The 17,465-nt window shown below is 56.0% G+C and carries 17 protein-coding genes; 5 read left to right on the forward strand and 12 right to left on the reverse strand.

Features of this window, described 5'->3' with window-relative positions:
- From JTA15_RS18370 to gpmM, 3 genes are all read right to left on the reverse strand, one after another.
- Positions 1 to 796: divergent polysaccharide deacetylase family protein (locus JTA15_RS18370; RefSeq protein WP_219372577.1), on the reverse strand; the 796-nt coding region annotated here is incomplete at its 3' end.
- Between the two features lie 3 nt (positions 797 to 799).
- Entirely contained in the window at positions 800 to 2,059 is a 1,260-nt protein-coding gene (gene envC / locus JTA15_RS18375) for a murein hydrolase activator EnvC (RefSeq protein ID WP_025206449.1), read from the reverse strand.
- A 33-nt stretch (positions 2,060 to 2,092) separates the two neighbouring features.
- Positions 2,093 to 3,637 carry a 2,3-bisphosphoglycerate-independent phosphoglycerate mutase gene (gpmM, locus tag JTA15_RS18380; protein WP_020882671.1) on the reverse strand — a complete coding sequence of 515 codons (1,545 nt, stop codon included), beginning with the start codon at positions 3,635 to 3,637 and terminating at the stop codon, positions 2,093 to 2,095.
- Positions 3,638 to 3,883: 246 nt separating this feature from the next.
- Here gpmM and JTA15_RS18385 point away from each other — a divergent pair, with 246 nt between their 5' ends.
- The 5 genes from JTA15_RS18385 to cysE all read left to right on the forward strand — a co-directional run bounded on the left by JTA15_RS18385 (position 3,884) and on the right by cysE (position 6,997).
- The gene (locus JTA15_RS18385; RefSeq protein WP_014168077.1) at positions 3,884 to 4,315 is read left to right on the forward strand and encodes a rhodanese-like domain-containing protein; all 432 of its coding nucleotides are present in this window, start codon (positions 3,884 to 3,886) and stop codon (positions 4,313 to 4,315) included.
- Positions 4,316 to 4,326: 11 nt separating this feature from the next.
- The gene (gene grxC, locus JTA15_RS18390; RefSeq protein WP_014168078.1) at positions 4,327 to 4,578 is read left to right on the forward strand and encodes a glutaredoxin 3; all 252 of its coding nucleotides are present in this window, start codon (positions 4,327 to 4,329) and stop codon (positions 4,576 to 4,578) included.
- Between the two features lie 32 nt (positions 4,579 to 4,610).
- Entirely contained in the window at positions 4,611 to 5,078 is a 468-nt protein-coding gene (secB, locus tag JTA15_RS18395; protein WP_014168079.1) for a protein-export chaperone SecB, read from the forward strand.
- Positions 5,078 to 6,097: an NAD(P)H-dependent glycerol-3-phosphate dehydrogenase gene (gene gpsA / locus JTA15_RS18400; protein WP_014168080.1), complete on the forward strand. Its 1,020-nt coding sequence runs from the start codon at positions 5,078 to 5,080 to the stop codon at positions 6,095 to 6,097. The genes secB and gpsA overlap by 1 nt, the downstream gene beginning before the upstream one ends.
- Before the next feature lie 78 nt (positions 6,098 to 6,175).
- On the forward strand, positions 6,176 to 6,997 hold the full coding sequence (gene cysE, locus JTA15_RS18405) for a serine O-acetyltransferase (protein ID WP_008502718.1): 822 nt from the start codon (positions 6,176 to 6,178) through the stop codon (positions 6,995 to 6,997).
- Here the strand turns inward: cysE and trmL are convergent.
- The 9 genes from trmL to JTA15_RS18450 all read right to left on the reverse strand — a co-directional run bounded on the left by trmL (position 6,994) and on the right by JTA15_RS18450 (position 17,094).
- On the reverse strand, positions 6,994 to 7,467 hold the full coding sequence (gene trmL, locus JTA15_RS18410) for a tRNA (uridine(34)/cytosine(34)/5-carboxymethylaminomethyluridine(34)-2'-O)-methyltransferase TrmL (RefSeq protein ID WP_181239910.1): 474 nt from the start codon (positions 7,465 to 7,467) through the stop codon (positions 6,994 to 6,996). The two genes, cysE and trmL, sit on opposite strands and share 4 nt — an antisense overlap.
- Before the next feature lie 45 nt (positions 7,468 to 7,512).
- On the reverse strand, positions 7,513 to 8,853 hold the full coding sequence (locus JTA15_RS18415) for an aromatic acid/H+ symport family MFS transporter (RefSeq protein ID WP_181239911.1): 1,341 nt from the start codon (positions 8,851 to 8,853) through the stop codon (positions 7,513 to 7,515).
- 182 nt (positions 8,854 to 9,035) lie between these two features.
- The gene (gene lldD, locus JTA15_RS18420; protein WP_014168083.1) at positions 9,036 to 10,223 is read right to left on the reverse strand and encodes an FMN-dependent L-lactate dehydrogenase LldD; all 1,188 of its coding nucleotides are present in this window, start codon (positions 10,221 to 10,223) and stop codon (positions 9,036 to 9,038) included.
- The gene (gene lldR, locus JTA15_RS18425; protein WP_014168084.1) at positions 10,220 to 10,993 is read right to left on the reverse strand and encodes a transcriptional regulator LldR; all 774 of its coding nucleotides are present in this window, start codon (positions 10,991 to 10,993) and stop codon (positions 10,220 to 10,222) included. The genes lldD and lldR overlap by 4 nt, the downstream gene beginning before the upstream one ends.
- On the reverse strand, positions 10,990 to 12,645 hold the full coding sequence (lldP, locus tag JTA15_RS18430; RefSeq protein ID WP_181239912.1) for an L-lactate permease: 1,656 nt from the start codon (positions 12,643 to 12,645) through the stop codon (positions 10,990 to 10,992). Before lldP ends, lldR begins: the two co-directional genes overlap by 4 nt.
- A gap of 285 nt (positions 12,646 to 12,930) precedes the next feature.
- Positions 12,931 to 13,293 carry a YibL family ribosome-associated protein gene (locus JTA15_RS18435; protein ID WP_014168086.1) on the reverse strand — a complete coding sequence of 121 codons (363 nt, stop codon included), beginning with the start codon at positions 13,291 to 13,293 and terminating at the stop codon, positions 12,931 to 12,933.
- A 58-nt stretch (positions 13,294 to 13,351) separates the two neighbouring features.
- Positions 13,352 to 13,939 carry a mannitol operon repressor MtlR gene (gene mtlR, locus JTA15_RS18440; RefSeq protein ID WP_192879999.1) on the reverse strand — a complete coding sequence of 196 codons (588 nt, stop codon included), beginning with the start codon at positions 13,937 to 13,939 and terminating at the stop codon, positions 13,352 to 13,354.
- A complete protein-coding gene (gene mtlD / locus JTA15_RS18445) occupies positions 13,939 to 15,087 on the reverse strand; it encodes a mannitol-1-phosphate 5-dehydrogenase (RefSeq protein ID WP_025206445.1) in 1,149 nt (382 codons plus the stop codon). Before mtlD ends, mtlR begins: the two co-directional genes overlap by 1 nt.
- A gap of 99 nt (positions 15,088 to 15,186) precedes the next feature.
- A complete protein-coding gene (locus tag JTA15_RS18450) occupies positions 15,187 to 17,094 on the reverse strand; it encodes a PTS mannitol transporter subunit IICBA (RefSeq protein WP_138013389.1) in 1,908 nt (635 codons plus the stop codon).
- Positions 17,095 to 17,465 lie beyond the last annotated feature (371 nt).

Genomic DNA, 17,465 nt, shown 5'->3' on the forward strand with positions numbered 1-17,465 from the left:
TTACACCCCTGAATGGATTGCGCGGCTGCGTTACCGGTGGCTGTGCATTGCCAGGACGCGACGTATCAACCTGTGGCTCATTCAGCAGATCGCCAGGACGAACCAGCGTAATATCAGAGGGCAATGTCGGCAGCATCTGCTGCAGAACGCGAACGGTAGACGGGTGGGGGTGGCCGATAGCAATAGCCGAGCCATTGCGTCGTGCTAGCTGTACGGCGCGATTGAACTGCCCGCGGATATCCGCGTCGTTCTGGGTGTCATCGAGGAACACCTTGCGCTTTATTACCTTCACGCCTGTACCCTGCGCGGCACGCATCGCCTGGCTGTTGCCGATGGTCATGCTGTCGAGGAAATAGAGGTTATAGCGCTCCAGCGACTGCATCACTTTGAGCATCCCGTACAGGCTGGAGGTCATCGCGCTGCCCATGTGGTTGTTCAGCCCGACGGCGTACGGCACTTTATTGTAAGCATCGCGAATGATGCGATCGATCTCATCGCTGCTCATATCAGGGCGCAAAGTATCTTTTTCCAGCGGCTGCTTGCTGAGCGGTGCCATCGGCAGATGGATGAGAACCTGATGGCCGCTGTTATGCGCTTTGATCGCCATTTCACGCGCGTGCGGCGCATTCGGGAGGACGGCGACAGAGATGGCGGCCGGCATAGCCAGCACCTGATTCTCGGTGTGCGGACGATAACCGAAGTCATCAATCACTATCGCGAGTTTGCCAGCGTAGACCGGTGCTGCCAGCGCCAGTGCACTGGCGAAGGAGAGAACAATTCGACGAAATTGAAGCAAAACTTATCTTCCCAACCACGGCTGTGGATTGACCGCCTGACCCTGGCGACGAATTTCGAAATAGAGTGACGGGCGGCCCTGACCGCCACTGCTGCCCACGAGGGCGATGGGTTGGCCGGCGCGCACCTGAGTACCAACGCTGACCAGTGCGCTCTGGTTGTAGCCGTAAAGGCTCATATCGCCTTTACCGTGTTCCACCACTACCACAAGCCCGTAACCCTGCAGCCAGTCGGCCAGAATCACACGGCCATCGGCGATGGCTTTTACTTCGCTACCTTCTGACGCACCGATAACTATCCCTTTCCAACGTAGTTCACCCTGCAGCTGTTCGCCATAGCGATGCAGAATTGTACCGCGCACGGGCCAGTAAGCCTGACCACGAGGGGAGCCTAAACCGCCGGTACGTGACATCAGGGAGCGTTCACTTTCGCTTGGCTTGTAGGTCGTACCTTTGCGTGAGGCTTCCTGCTGCTTGTCGCGTACGGCCTGCGCTTCGCGGGCCTCTTTTTCGGCGCGCGCTTTCGCCGCCGCTTCCGCGCGGGCGATGCTGTTACGCAGTTTCGATTCGTTGGCGCGCATTTCGCTCAGCTGGCTTTGGCCTTGCTGAATAGAGGATTCGAGACCGGAAAGGGTTTTCTTGCGCTCGTTGCGGGCCTGCTCGAGCTTCGCTTGTTGCGCCTGCTGTTCGTAGAGCAGCGTCTGTTGCTGGCTCTGCTTCTCTTCGAGCTCGGCTTTTTGCGTGGTGACCTCTTCGCGCGTCTGTTTCAGCTGCGCGATAGTCTCCTGACGCGCCTGGTTCAGATAACCAAAGTAGGCCTGCAGACGCTGACCGCGCTGGCTCTCTTCACCGCTGAGGATCAACTGAAGGCCCGTGTGCTCACCCTGGCGGAAAGCAGCATCAAGCTGTGCGGCAAGGTTGCGTTCCTGGGCATCACGCTGGCGTTCCAGTTTGGCAATCGACGCGTTCATTTCGTCGATCTGTTTATTCAACTGGGCGAGGGTGTTTTGCGTTTCACGTAATTTACGTGCGGCAGCGGAGATGGCTTCTTCCTGCTGCTTAAGCTGAGCGAGCAGAGCAGAGCGTTGCTGCTGTTGCTGGCGTACCGCACGCTCTTTCGCGGCGATATCGGCCTGTATGGATTTCAGCTGGTCACGGTCATCCGCGTGGGCGGATGCGGCGCACAGCAATACGCCAGCGCTGAGTGCGCTGGCGCAAAGCAGTGGTCTGACTGATAACCTAAGCGGCTTCACGACCCATGTGATTGAAAAAATCGCCTTTCCCCTCATGGGGAGCGATTATTCCACGATGAACAGCGGCTTACCAGTCATCTCTTCAGGGATCTCCATGCCCATCAGCGACAACATGGTTGGCGCGATGTCGGAAAGCTTGCCGCCTTCCACTGCTTTCAGTGATTTATCACCCACATAAATCAGCGGAACAGGCAGGTTGGTGTGAGCCGTGTGCGCCTGGCCGGTTGCCGGGTCGCGCATCTGTTCTGCGTTACCGTGGTCAGCGGTGATCAGCAGCTGGCCACCAACGGATTCAACCGCTTTCGCGACCTGCTCAACACAGTGATCCAGCGCTTCAACCGCTTTTACGGCGGCTTCCATCACGCCGGTATGACCCACCATGTCGCCGTTCGGGTAGTTACAGATGATGGTGTCGTATTTGCCGCTTTCGATTGCCGCAACCAGTTTTTCAGTCAGCTCGGCAGAGCTCATTTCTGGCTGCAGATCGTAGGTAGCCACTTTGGGTGAATTAATCAGAATGCGATCTTCGCCTTTGAACGGCTCTTCAACACCGCCGTTAAAGAAGAAGGTGACGTGGGCATATTTCTCGGTTTCGGAGATACGCAGCTGTGTCTTGTCGTTCTTCGCCATCCACTCACCGAAGGTATTGGCCAGTGAAGCGGGTGGATAAGCGCATGGCGCATTGATGTCAGCGGCGTATTCGGTCAGCTGAATAAAGTCGATCTTCACCACTTTCTTACGGGTGAAACCGTCGAAATCACTGTTCACGAACGCACGGGTGATTTCACGCGCGCGGTCAGCACGGAAGTTCATGAAGATCAGCGCATCGCCGTCTTCCATGGCGGCATCAGCCTGGCCTTCAGCACGAATGACGGTTGCTTTCACGAATTCATCGTTTTCATCACGCGCGTAAGCGGCTTCCAGACCTTCCACCGCGGTCGCGAACTGGAATTCACCTTTTGCCAGCGTCATCAGGTCATAGGCCTGTTCAACGCGATCCCAACGGTTGTCGCGGTCCATTGCGTAGTAGCGCCCGATGATGGAGGCCACACGTCCTTTGCCAAGCGCGGCGAATTTGTTTTCGAAGGAGGCCAGTGAACCTTTTGCGCTGCGTGGTGGCGTATCACGACCGTCCAGGAAAGCGTGCAGATAGATTTTTTCTGCGCCGCGCTCAGCCGCCAGTTCAACCATCGCCATGATGTGATCTTCGTGGCTGTGTACGCCACCGGCGGAGAGCAGACCCATGATATGAACTGCTTTACCGGCCGCCACGGCTCTGTCCACCGCGCCGCAAAGTACTGGATTGTTGAAGAAGGTACGTTCTTTGATTTCAACGTCCAGACGCGTCAGGTCCTGATACACGATACGACCTGCACCCAGGTTTACGTGGCCAACTTCGGAGTTGCCCATCTGACGATCTGGCAGACCCACTTCCAGCCCGGACGCATCAATCAGGGTGTGGGGACGTTTTGCCCACAACGCGTCCATCACCGGCGTTTTGGCGTTGAAAATGGCGTTATCCTGTTGATCTTCACGATAGCCATAGCCATCCAGAATCACCAGTACCATAGGTTTTTTAGAAACCGACATTGCGACAACCTCATGCTCAAGAGTCAAAATTTGCGTAATTTTACTACAGCTGAATCGATCAAATAGCCGCAGAAGATCAAAGAAAGCGCAGGGGCAAGGTGCTTAGCGGACGCTTTTGAGGCAATTTTTTAGGTGGCAGGCCTCAGAAAATGGATTAGGTTATGGTCGCTGGCTGTATTTGCCACAACGCACAGGTATACTCCTGTCCTGGTTTTTTTAATCACTAAGTCGGAGTAGTTACCCTCCATGCAAGAAATTATGCAATTCGTTAGCCGCCATCCGGTTCTGAGCATCGCGTGGATTGGCCTGCTGGCTGCTGTGCTGTTCACCACATTTAAAGGCCTGACGTCTAAGATTAAGGTTATCACCCGTGGTGAAGCGACGCGTCTGATTAACAAAGAAGATGCCGTCGTGGTCGATCTGCGTCAGCGTGACGATTTCCGTAAAGGTCACATTGCTGGTGCTATCAACCTGTTACCTGCTGAAATCAAAGCGAACAACGTTGGCGAGCTTGAGAAACATAAAGCCCAGCCGATTATCGTTGTTGACGCGACCGGTATGCAGGCGCAGGAATCTGCCAGCGCGCTGCATAAAGCAGGCTTCGAAAACGTAACGGTTCTGAAAGAAGGTATTTCCGGCTGGAGCGGGGAAAATCTTCCTTTGGTTCGCGGTAAATAAGGAGTTCAGTAATGGCCAATATCGAGATCTACACCAAAGCAACGTGCCCGTTCTGCCACCGTGCAAAAGCGCTTCTGAACAGCAAAGGCGTAGCGTTCAAAGAACTGCCGATTGACGGTGACGCGATTAAACGCGAAGAGATGATCCAACGTAGTGGTCGTACGACGGTTCCGCAGATTTTTATTGATGCGCAGCACATTGGCGGCTGTGATGACTTGTATGCGCTCGATGCCCGTGGTGGACTCGATCCGCTGCTGAGCTAAGAGACTTTAGGACAATTAAAAAGGGTTTTTCCATGTCAGAACAAAACAACACCGAAATGACTTTCCAGATCCAGCGTATCTACACCAAGGATGTCTCTTTCGAAGCGCCAAATGCGCCACACGTTTTCCAGAAAGATTGGCAGCCAGAGGTTAAACTTGATCTTGATACCGCATCTACCCAACTGGCGGATGACGTGTATGAAGTCGTACTGCGTGTGACTGTTACTGCCTCTCTGGGCGAAGAGACTGCATTCCTGTGTGAAGTTCAGCAGGGCGGCATCTTCTCCATCGGCGGCATCGAAGGCAACCAGATGGCGCACTGCCTGGGTGCATACTGCCCGAACATTCTGTTCCCGTATGCTCGCGAATGCATCACCAGCCTGGTTTCTCGCGGTACATTCCCGCAACTGAACCTTGCGCCAGTTAACTTTGATGCGCTGTTCATGAACTATCTGCAGCAGCAAGCTGGCGAAGGTACTGAACAACATCAGGATGCCTGATGAGCACTCTTAATGCGTCAATGACTGTGATCGGTGCCGGCTCATACGGCACCGCTCTTGCCATCACGCTGGCAAGAAATGGTCACGAAGTGGTTCTCTGGGGCCACGACCCAAAACATATCGCGACGCTGCAACGGGACCGTTGCAACGTGGCGTTCCTCCCGGACGTTCCGTTCCCAGACTCCCTGCACCTTGAAAGTGACCTTGCGACCGCGCTGGCGGCCAGCCGCAACATTCTGATTGTGGTGCCGAGCCATGTGTTTGGCGAAGTGCTGCGCCAGATCAAGCCGCTGATGCGTCCTGATGCGCGCATTGTATGGGCCACCAAAGGGCTGGAAGCCGAAACCGGACGCCTGTTGCAGGATGTCGCCCGCGAAGCGCTGGGTGATGACATCCCGCTGGCGGTTATCTCGGGGCCGACGTTTGCTAAAGAGCTGGCCGCTGGCCTGCCGACGGCGATCTCGCTGGCATCAACCGATCAGGCCTTCTCCGACGATCTTCAGCATCTGCTGCACTGCGGTAAAAGCTTCCGCGTTTACAGCAACCCCGATTTTATCGGCGTACAGCTGGGCGGTGCGGTGAAGAACGTGATTGCGATCGGCGCCGGAATGTCCGACGGGATTGGCTTTGGTGCCAACGCACGTACCGCACTGATTACGCGCGGCTTAACCGAGATGTCCCGCCTTGGCGCAGCACTGGGTGCCGATCCGACCACCTTCATGGGCATGGCGGGCCTGGGCGATCTGGTGCTGACCTGTACCGACAACCAGTCCCGTAACCGCCGCTTTGGCATGATGCTCGGTGAGGGCATGGATGTGAAAGGCGCGCAGGAGAAGATTGGCCAGGTGGTTGAAGGCTATCGCAATACCAAAGAAGTTCGCGAATTGGCGCACCGTTTTGGTGTCGAAATGCCAATAACCGAGGAAATTTATCAGGTATTGTATTGCGGAAAAAATGCGCGCGAGGCAGCATTGACCTTATTAGGTCGTTCGCGCAAGGATGAGCGCAGCAGTAACTAGTCGCAGGGATTCTTGTTAGCACTATGACCCGGCCAGCACAGAACTGGCCGGTCATTAACATGTCGTCTGGAGTAAGCAATGCCGTGTGAAGAACTGGATATCGTCTGGAACAATATTAAAGCTGAAGCCCGGGCTTTGGCTGACTGCGAGCCAATGCTGGCCAGTTTCTATCATGCGACGCTACTCAAGCACGAAAACCTCGGCAGCGCCCTGAGCTATATGCTCGCCAATAAACTGGCTTCCTCGATTATGCCCGCTATCGCCATTCGTGAAGTGGTGGAAGAGGCCTATGCCGCTGACCCTGAAATGATCGCTTCTGCTGCCTGTGATATCCAGGCCGTGCGCACGCGTGACCCGGCGGTGGACAAATACTCTACGCCGTTGCTGTATCTGAAGGGCTTTCATGCCTTGCAGGCGTATCGCATCGGCCACTGGCTGTGGAATGAAGGCCGCCGCGCGCTGGCTATCTTCCTGCAAAACCAGGTTTCCGTGACCTTCCAGGTGGATATTCACCCGGCAGCGAAAATTGGCCGCGGGATCATGCTTGACCACGCCACCGGCATTGTCGTCGGTGAAACCGCGGTGATTGAAGATGACGTTTCGATTCTGCAGTCGGTCACGTTAGGCGGTACCGGTAAAACCAGCGGGGATCGCCATCCGAAAATCCGTGAAGGGGTGATGATTGGCGCGGGCGCCAAGATCCTCGGCAACATCGAAGTGGGTCGTGGTGCGAAGATTGGCGCCGGTTCGGTTGTTCTGCAGCCTGTTCCGCCGCACACGACTGCCGCTGGCGTACCGGCACGTATTGTCGGTAAACCAGACAGCGACAAACCGTCGATGGATATGGATCAGCACTTCAACGGTATTCACCATACGTTTGAGTATGGTGACGGTATTTAACGTCTGAGAATGGCGCCCGGGTATCCCAGCTGGCGCCATGCTTCATACACCACCACCGACACCGCATTTGACAGGTTCATGCTGCGGCTGTCCGGCATCATCGGAATACGAATCTTCTGCTCAGCGGGCAGGGCATCAAGAATGGTGGCCGGCAGGCCGCGCGTTTCCGGGCCAAACATCAGATAATCACCGTCCTGATAGCGCACGGCGCTATGTGCCGGCGTGCCTTTGGTGGTCAGGGCGAACATGCGCTGTGGGTTTTCGCTTTCCAGAAACGCGGCGTAATCATGATGGCGAACCACGGCCGTAAATTCATGATAATCCAGCCCCGCGCGGCGCAGACGTTTGTCGTCCCACGTAAAACCCATCGGCTCGATGATATGCAGACGAAAACCGGTGTTGGCGCACAGGCGGATAATATTGCCGGTATTCGGCGGAATTTCTGGTTCGAATAAAACGATGTTAAGCATGCTGCCCCCTTAATTGCGGGGGCAGAATAGCAGAAACCGGGCCGCTTATGCGACGCCGAGATCCTGCGAGCGGCAACGGAGCATTTTGTAGAAGGTTGCCGCGGCCGCCAGCAGGGCGGGCAGGCTAAGGATCATCAAAATGCTGTCTGCCTGCCACTGCATGGAGAGAAGCTGCGCGCTGGTCATGGTGCCCGCCACGCCACCAAAGCGGCCAATGCCCTGCATCCAGGCAATGCCCGTTGCGCGACACTCGGTAGGATAAAAGGTGGCTGCCAGCGTCTGCATTCCCGATTGCGCGCCGTTCATCGCGATCCCCATCAGGAAAATCAAGCCGCCAAACAGGGCGATATGGTTATGTTCAATGCCGAGCGCCAGAATGAGCAGCATGGTCAGGACAAAGCCACCTGCGACCACTTTGTGTGCCTCCCAGCGATCCATCATCCAGCCCGCGAGAAGGATGCCTGCGGTACCGCCGAAGGTGAACAGCGAGGTGAGCCATGCGGATTCCGCGAGGGGATAGCCCATCCCCAGCATCAGCGTCGGCATCCAGCTAAGCAGGACGTAATAAATCACCAGCCCCATAAAATAGGTTACCCATAGCATCAGGGTGCCGGGCAGCCAGGGCTGTGAAAACAGCTGTGCTACGCTCCCTTTTTTGGCGGCGACCCGATCCTCTGCGAGGAAGAAACCGGTGACGCCATCGAGGGTCGTGCGGGCGAAACGGCTGGCGATACGGCGGATCTGCATCACGTCTTTCCCGCGCTGCACCAGGTACTTTACCGATTCCGGTAAAAACAGCATCAGCAGCAGCGTTAATATCAGCGGTGCTATCGCGCCGGTCAGCAGTACGCTTCGCCAGCCATGATGCGGGATAAGCCAGGACGATATCGCCCCACCGCCGGCCGCGCCCAGCGGGAAGCCGCAGTACATGGTATTAATCGCCATGGCGCGACAGCGCTGAGGGGCAAACTCTGAGATGAGGGTGATGGCGTTCGGCATGGCGGCACCCAGCCCCAGGCCCGTCAGAAACCGCCATAGCGACAGGGTGTTAAGGCTTTGCGCCCAGGTCGTCCCCAGGCTTGAAAGGCCGAAGAACAGACAAGAAAAGACCAGTACGCGCTTGCGGCCTATCCGGTCCGATACCGGGCCTGCGACCAGCGCTCCCAGCGACAGCCCGAGCAGTGCTGCGCTCAGTACCGGTCCCAGATCCTGTTTGTGTATGCCCCATTCTGCCGACAGCGTGGGCGCAATGTAGCCCATTGCTGCGGTATCGAAACCATCGATCGCCAGCACCAGAAAGCCCAGCACGATGAGCACCCAGTGAAACCCGGAAAAGGGACTGTCGTCGATCACCTGCTGAATATCCACCTGACCTGAATATCTCATACGCTCCCCTCTGATGTTATGGTGTTTTTGTGTTCTTGTATTTGCTTGTCTATACAATTGCGTGCGGCACAGGTATGTCAAATTTTCTTATCCAATATGTTACCTAGATGTTATTTTTGACAAAAAAAAGCGCCCGAGGGGAGTTCGGACGCGAGGAGAGGGGAAGGGGAATCAGACGGGCGTCAGGCTGCGTCACCCTGGGCAAGCGGTGCCAGTGCTGCGGGTAATTTACCCAACTCCTGCACCAGGGAGTCCTTGCTGATTTCGCGAATCGTTTTTGCACCGGTCAACGTCATCGCCACTTTCATCTCTTTTTCGATCAGGTTGAGCAGATTCGCCACCCCTGCCTGACCAGCCGTAGCCAGTGCATAAAGATATGCGCGTCCGAGCAATACGCTGTCTGCGCCAAGGGCAATCATACGCACCACGTCAAGCCCGTTGCGGATACCGCTGTCGGCGAGGATAGCGATATCACCTTTCACCGCATCGGCAATCGCCGGCAGTGCGCGTGCGGAAGAGAGTACCCCGTCAAGCTGACGTCCGCCGTGGTTAGAGACCACAATACCGTCAGCGCCAAAGCGCACGGCATCGCGGGCATCTTCCGGGTCGAGGATCCCTTTGATCACCATTGGGCCGTCCCAGAATTCGCGGATCCACTCCAGGTCTTTCCACGAGATGGACGGATCGAAATTATTCGCCAGCCAGCCGATGTAATCTTCCAGCCCGGTGGGTTTACCGAGATAGGCCGAGATATTCCCCAGATCGTGCGGGCGACCATTCACACCGACATCCCAGGCCCATTGCGGGTGCGTTACTGCCTGCCAGTAGCGACGCAGGGCAGCATTTGGGCCGCTCATCCCGGAGTGGGCATCACGGTAACGGGCGCCAGGCGTCGGCATATCAACGGTAAAGACCAGCGTTGAACAGCCCGCGGCTTTGGCACGCTCCAGCGCGTTGCGCATAAAGCCGCGATCGCGCAGGACGTACAGCTGGAACCACATCGGACGCTGGAGGGTCGGGGCCACTTCTTCAATCGGGCAGACGGAGACGGTGGAGAGGGTAAACGGAATACCTTTGGCATCCGCTGCCCCTGCCGCCTGGACTTCACCCCGGCGGGCGTACATGCCGCACAAACCGACTGGCGCAAGGGCCACTGGCATGGAAAGCGTTTCGTTAAACAGCGTTGTCTCAAGGCTCAGCTCAGACATATCTTTCAGCACGCGCTGGCGCAGCGCCACTTCCGACAGATCTTCCACGTTGCGGCGCAGGGTGTATTCGGCATATGCCCCACCGTCGATATAGTGGAACAGGAACGGCGGCAAAATGCGCTGCGCTGCGGCGCGATAGTCACTGGCTGCTGAAATAATCATGCTTTGTTCTCCCTGGAAATATCACTGTCGCCAGGCAGACGGGTAATACGCGCCTGTCGGGCCTGATCTTCATCGAATCGTTTTATGGTGGTGTGCACGAACCCCAGATGCGCCATCATCGCTTTGCGCGCGGCCTCAGCATCTCCGGCCAGAATGGCGTTGAGTACCGCTTCGTGCTGTTCTGTCAGTTGGGCAAATACCGGCGGGACCAGATACATACGCTGGCGGCTCTGCTTCACGGAGGATTGCAGCAGGTCGAAGAAACCGCGCATGGTCTGGAGCAGAACGACGTTGTGTGACGCTTCGGCAATCGCCAGATGAAACCGCACGTCCGCCTGCGAGGCGATGTCCGGGTCGCTGCTTTGGGTGGCGTCAAAGCAGGCTTTGAGCTTCTCTTTGTCGGCTTCAGTGGCCCGCATGGCCGCATGCCAGGCGGTACTGGTTTCGATGGCGTGCCGCGCTTCAATGATGTCGAAGCTGTAGTCCGGGTCGTTTTCCATCAACGTTTTAAGCGGCTGCACGATGTTTTGCTCGGACCAGTCATCGTGCTGCCAGCGGACAAAGGTGCCGCCGCCCCGACGGCTTACCAGTACCCCTTCGCTGACCAGCGTCGCCAGCGCCTCACGCAGTGAGTTACGAGATACACCGAGTTGGGCGGCGAGCTGGCGCTCGGCGGGCAATTTCATGCCCGCTTCCAGCTGTTGTTCTTCAATCAGCGCCCGTACGCGAGAGGCAATCTCGTCGGACAGGCGTCTGGGCATGACTATCATGGGATCATCCAGGTTAAGACATAGGCCTGCAGGGTCGTGATCATCCCGACCATACAGGTGAATATCAGGCTGTGTTTCACGGTAAAGCGGAACAGGTCCGACTCTTTACCGACCAGTCCCACCGCCGCACAGGCAATGGCGATGGATTGCGGTGAGATCATCTTGCCGGTCACGCCGCCGGTAGTATTGGCGGCCACCAGAAGGATGTCCGACACGCCAATCTGCTGGGCTGCCGTCGCCTGCAGGGCCGCAAACAGGGCGTTAGATGAGGTATCTGAACCGGTCAGGAACACCCCCAGCCAGCCGAGGAACGGCGAGAAGAACGTGAAGGCGTGGCCGGTATGCGCCAGCGCAAGCGCCAGTGTCGATGACAGGCCGGAATAGTTCGAGATAAACGCGAACGCCAGCACCATGCCGATGGAGTAGATCGGCAGCATCAGCTCCTTAATGGTAGCCGCAAAAGTCTGTACTGCAGCCGCTGGCTTCATGCGTAACCACACCACAGACAGGATAGCGGCAAACAGGATTGCGGTGCCGGTTGCTGAGAACCAGTCAAATTTATACACCGCGGCATACGGCGTGGCGGCGTGCACCACGGGCGGCATGCGGGCGACCATCTTGTCGAGGAACGGCACGGAGATGTTAATGACCATCTCATACAGTGCGCCGCCAGGTGCGAACAGGGCCTTAAACGGTGGAATACTCCAGAGCGTAACCGTGGCGGTCAGGAACAGGAACGGAGACCATGCGCGAATGATTTGTCCCGCGGTATAACCGGTACGTGCCAGGGTTTGATCGACGTGTGAAGCACCCATATCGGCGAAACGGAAGATGCGTACCGGCTGCCAGCGTTTCAGGAACAGCGTCAGGCAGACCAGCGACACCAGTGAAGAGATAATGTCCGGCAATTCGGGGCCGAGGAAATTCGAGCTGAGATACTGGGCAATGGCAAACGAGCCGCCAGCGACGACCACCGCAGGCCATGTCTCTTTCACGCCGCGCCAGCCATCCATAATCGCCATGATCCAGAACAGCACAATGATGGTCAGGAACGGCAGCTGACGGCCAACCATCTGGCCAATTTCAAAGCTGTCCAGACCGGTGACCTGCCCGGCGACCAGAATCGGGATCCCCATCGCACCAAACGCCACCGGCGCGGTGTTAACGATCAGACAAAGACCTGCAGCGTAAAGCGGGTTGAACCCCAGCCCGACTAACAGCGCCGCGGTGATGGCAACCGGTGCGCCAAACCCGGCCGCCCCTTCCAGAAAAGCCCCGAAGGAGAAACCGACAATCAGCATCTGCAGACGCTGGTCCGGAGTAATGGAAAGTATCGATGAGCGGATAATGTCGAATTGCCCGGTTTTCACCGAGATTTTGTAGACAAAGACCGCCGCGATGATAATCCACGCAATCGGCCACAGGCCGTAGAAGAAACCATAGACGACGGAGGCCAGCGCGCGATCGACCGGCATTTTATAGAAGAACAGTGCCACCATCAGCGCAATGGCAACGGTGTACGTCGCGGCCAGGTATCCCTTCAGCTTGAGCTTAATCAGCGCAAAGAAGAAGAACAGGATCGGAAGCGATGCGATCAGGCTCGACAGCCAGATATTGCCAGCCGGATCGTAGTTTTGTTGCCAGAGGCTCATGCAGGTCTCCTGAGGACCAGACAGTCTGCGTAGCGGGTGAGTCTCCGCTCATCTCTGCGTCACAAACTGTGTAAAAGTGGTCCTGCCAATATTGTGTTGTAGGGTGAATGACAATAAATGGTTAACCAGTTGTTATGAGTCGGCAATGATTTTGTGAGGGGGATTAGTGGAATTGTGAACCAGGAAAGTGATTACCGGGAGATTGGTTGGGCCAATTTTAAGCGGTGAGGGGGGCGACGCGGTATGGTTTTCGCCCTCTCGCCTGGGAGAGAGGGCAGGGGACGATCAAAACGCGGTCTTACAAAAACCCGTCATCTCTTTCAGACCCATTTCGCGACCAAGCTCGGTCATGGGATGAACCACCACCAGGCCACGGACGCTTTTCTTCAGCTTGCCCATGTCGGCCTGCTCTTTTTTAGTGATGGCGCGACGGTGCGGCATGCTCAACAGCTTTTGGGCTTCGTTGCTCAGCTTCTGGCCTTTGACTTCGCGCAGACGCTCGATTTCCGCTTCAAGCTTCTCACTCTCTTTCTCCAGCTCGGCATACTTCTCGGCGGACTCAACCAGTGAGAGACCAGCCATCTGGTGGCGGATCAGATCCAGGCGGTCGCTCAGGCGTTTAATTTCGTTCTTTTCGACTTCTTTCATGACAAATAACTCTGAAAACGGGGAATTTACAGGGAAGGATACACCAATGTGAGCAGGCTTACTTCTGAAACGCTTTTTTTAAGCTGATTCGGGAAATCAGCTCAGTCAGGGAAAGGACCATTGTGGAACGGACAACCTGTTGATAACGCAGCTTTTGCATCGCGTACAGCTCAGGGTCACTGTTATCAAAATGGGGAGCAGGGGGAAGCGCGGAGACGCAGTGTAGCTCGCCGAAGGGGCCAAGGATCTCATCATCGGTAAAGGTGTACTCATTACCGTCATGATTTAACTCTTCGCGCAGCGCCATCAGCAGCTCGGCATCTTCATACTCTTGTCGGTTCAACACGCCAAGACCATAAATCAACTTCAGACGTACCGATAAATCGCCCAGCGGTCCGTCTCCGTCCAGTAACGGTTCTACAGCATATTTTACCGCGTAGTCGTCTTTGCGAAACACCTGAAGTACCAGAATATTCACCGCCTCGGTTAGCAACTCGACGGCGGCAATCAGGAAACTTCGTACGGTTTTGCCAGCATTCAGACGCTCAAGCACACGATTTTCAAAGGCCTGGGTTTGTTCCATTATTGCCTGCATATCTGACAATCTGTTATTTGGGCGCAGGCTATCCTGCGCCGCACTCTGCATCATTTGATTGCGTTGTAAGCGTTCACCGCCTCCACAACCACGTCGCTGTTGGCATCCAGACCAGAGATCTGCGCCAGCGCACCCTGCGGGCCTTTATCGTTAATCAGCTGAGCCAGCTCCTGCGCCTGTGGATCCTGCTCGCTGCGGTAATGCATCGCGGCGGCAATCCCTTTCACCAGGTTGGCGTGCGCAAGACCATACTCCAGCGTGCCCAGCAGCGGTTTAATCAGGCGATCGCCCGCGCTCAGTTTACGCAGTGGCTGACGGCCTACGCGCTCAACGTCATCTTTCAGATACGGGTTTTCAAAACGACCGAGGATTTTCTGGATGTATGCTGCATGTTTCTCAGCATCAAAACCGTAGCGTTTGATCAGCACCGCGCCGCTCTCTTCCATTGCCCCTTTAACCACCGCACGGATGCTCTCATCGAGGATCGCGTCACGAATGGTCTGATGACCGGCCAATTTTCCGAGGTACGCGGTTATAGCATGCCCGGTGTTCAGCGTGAAGAGTTTACGTTCGACAAAGGCCATCAGGTTATCGGTTAATTCCATCCCCGGAATGGTTGGCAGCGCGCCTTTAAACTGGGTTTTATCGACGATCCACTCGCTGAAGGTTTCCACGGTCACTTCCAGCGGATCGTGGGTGGCGGATTCTGATGGCGGAACGATACGGTCAACGGCGGAATCCACAAAGCCGATGTGCGCTTCCACCCAGGCTTTATCTTCGTCCGCGACGGCGGCGAGCACATGGCCTTTCAGCTGCGTGGTGCCGCGCACCATGTTTTCACAGGCGATGATGTTCAGCGGTGTGTCGATGCCCTGCGCTTTACGTTTTGCCAGGCCTTTCGCCACCGCAGGGGCAATGCGCTCAAGCACCACCGGGCCAACGGCCGTGGTCACCAGATCGACACTGGCGATGAGGTCGATAACGTCTTCGCCAATGCTGCTTACCGCATTAACGCCAGACACCGTCTCAACCTGCTCGTTTTCGCCTACCACGTGTACCTGATAGCTATGACGGGCATTCAGGGCATCCAGGACTACCTGATTCACATCGGCGAATGTCAGCGTAATGCCTGCGTCTGCCAGCAGTTTACCGATAAAGCCACGACCGATATTACCTGCGCCAAAATGTAATGCTTTCATAGTATTAACCTTAATCAATGTTTTTACCCGAGAGGGCTGGGGTGAGGCTTTGCCCTCACCCTAACCCTCTCCCCACAGGGGGAGAGGGAAGAGGTTCCGTTACTTGTTCAACAGCGCCAGCACTTCTTCCACGCTGGTGGTGTTGGCCAGACGTTCAATGACAGAGTCGTCATCCAGCGCGTTGGTCAGGCTGGTAATCACCTGGATGTGCTCGTTGTTTCGAGCGGCGATACCAATCACCAGGCGGGCGATGTCGTCTTCTTCTTCACCGAAGCGTACACCATCCGGATACTGGCAGAACACCACGCCGGTTTTCAGTACGCGGTCTTTCGCTTCAACCGTACCGTGTGGAACCGCAATGGATTCACCCAGATAGGTTGGGGTCAGCTTTTCACGCTCCAGCATCGCGTCAACGTATTCAGGCTGCACGTAGCCGCCTTTCACCAGCTGTTCACCGGCAAAGCGAATCGCCTCTTCCTTGTTGGACGCCGTGCGGCCCAGGAAGATGTTTTCTGCGCCCAGGCGGAACAGGTGGCTGTCGTTCGCGTCAAAGCTGTCTTTCAGGCTGTCGCGGACTTTGACTTCGTTATCTTCATGACGCTGCGCGGCCACCAGGCGTTCGGTCAGGTTGGTGTACAGGCCGCTGTCCAGGAAGTTGGTCAGCGAAATGTGCTGTGCCTGAGGAACCTGACGCATCGCACGTTCGGTCAGATCGCGGTGCGTAATCACCAGGTCAACATCTGCAGGCAGGCTGTTGATGGCGCTGTTGGTGACGGAGATGTTGGTCAGACCCGCATCCTGCACTTTCTTACGCAGCACGCCGGCACCCATGGCGCTGGAACCCATACCCGCGTCACAGGCCACGATGATTTTACGTACGTGGCTCAGGTCGTTAGAGACATCGCCCGCCGCCAGCGGCGTGGCGCCTTTTGATTCGGCTTTCATGTCATGCATACGACGGGTTGCCGCTTCGATATCGTCATCTTCTTTCACTTTGCTGGTTTTCAGCAGGATAGAAGAGACCACGAAGGAGACGGCCATTGCCGCACAGATGGCTGCGATGTTAGCGAAATAGGCACCTTTCGGGGTCATCGCCAGGACCGCCAGGATGGAGCCTGGAGAGGCCGGAGAAACCAGACCACCGCCCAGCACGCTCAGGGTGAACACGCCCGTCATACCGCCGAGGATAACGGCCAGGATCAGACGTGGGTTCATCAGCACGTAAGGGAAGTAAATTTCGTGGATACCGCCCAGGAAGTGGATGATAGCCGCACCGCCCGCAGACTGTTTCGCACTGCCGCGACCAAAGAACATGTACGCCAGCAGAACACCCATGCCCGGACCCGGGTTGGCTTCAATCAGGAAGAAGATGGACTTGCCGAGGTCATGAGACTGCTGAATACCCAGCGGTGAGAAGATACCGTGGTTAATGGCGTTGTTGAGGAACAGGATTTTCGCCGGTTCAACAAAGATAGACGCCAGCGGCAGCATGTCGTGCGCAACCATGAAGTTAACGCCTGCCGCCAGAACTTTGGACAGCACTTCAACCGCAGGGCCAATACCGAGGAACGCCAGAATCGCGAGGATCATACCGATGATGCCCGCAGAGAAGTTGTTCACCAGCATTTCGAAGCCGGATTTGATCTTGCCATCAACCCAGACGTCGAATTTCTTAATTGCCCAGCCGCCCAGAGGGCCCGCAATCATTGCACCGAGGAACATCGGCATATCCGCACCGACGATAACCCCCATCGTCGTGATGGCACCCACAACGCCACCACGATCTCCACCCACCAGACGACCCCCGGTAAACCCGATAAGCAGCGGCAGCAGATAGGTAATCATTGGGCCAACAAGTTTCGCCAGCGTTTCGTTAGGCAACCACCCTGTCGGGATGAACAACGCAGTGATGATACCCCACGCGATAAACGCGCCGATATTTGGCATCACCATATTGCTGAGAAAACGACCAAAGCTTTGAACTTTGATCTTGAAATCGGATGACATAAAACACCCCTTCTTCTGTTTACGCTTAGGCTTGCGGCCCGAGGTTTATTGTTAATGAGGCGGCAGAGGTAGCCGGGCCCTGTTCTGATGCTGTGAAATCTGGCACTGAATCGTTCAACTGTCCAGACGACGGAAATTTGTGTGATATGAATCACGTAAATGTAGGGGGTGCAGACATGAATGAAGTGATCTTCGTCACAAAAATGGTGGATAAAAAAAATACGATGGCGATAAATAACGCAAAAACCACCCACTTCTGTGATGTGAATCACACTTGATTGTCGTGAGTTTGTTTCTGGATTGTGATTAATTTCACAAAAAATTTTTATGCAGAATTCTCCGGATGTGATCGGCGACAAATTCTGCCTGGC

Origin of the sequence: Enterobacter sp. BIDMC 29 (assembly GCF_019378755.1) — a bacterium.
Taxonomy (GTDB): domain Bacteria; phylum Pseudomonadota; class Gammaproteobacteria; order Enterobacterales; family Enterobacteriaceae; genus Enterobacter; species Enterobacter ludwigii.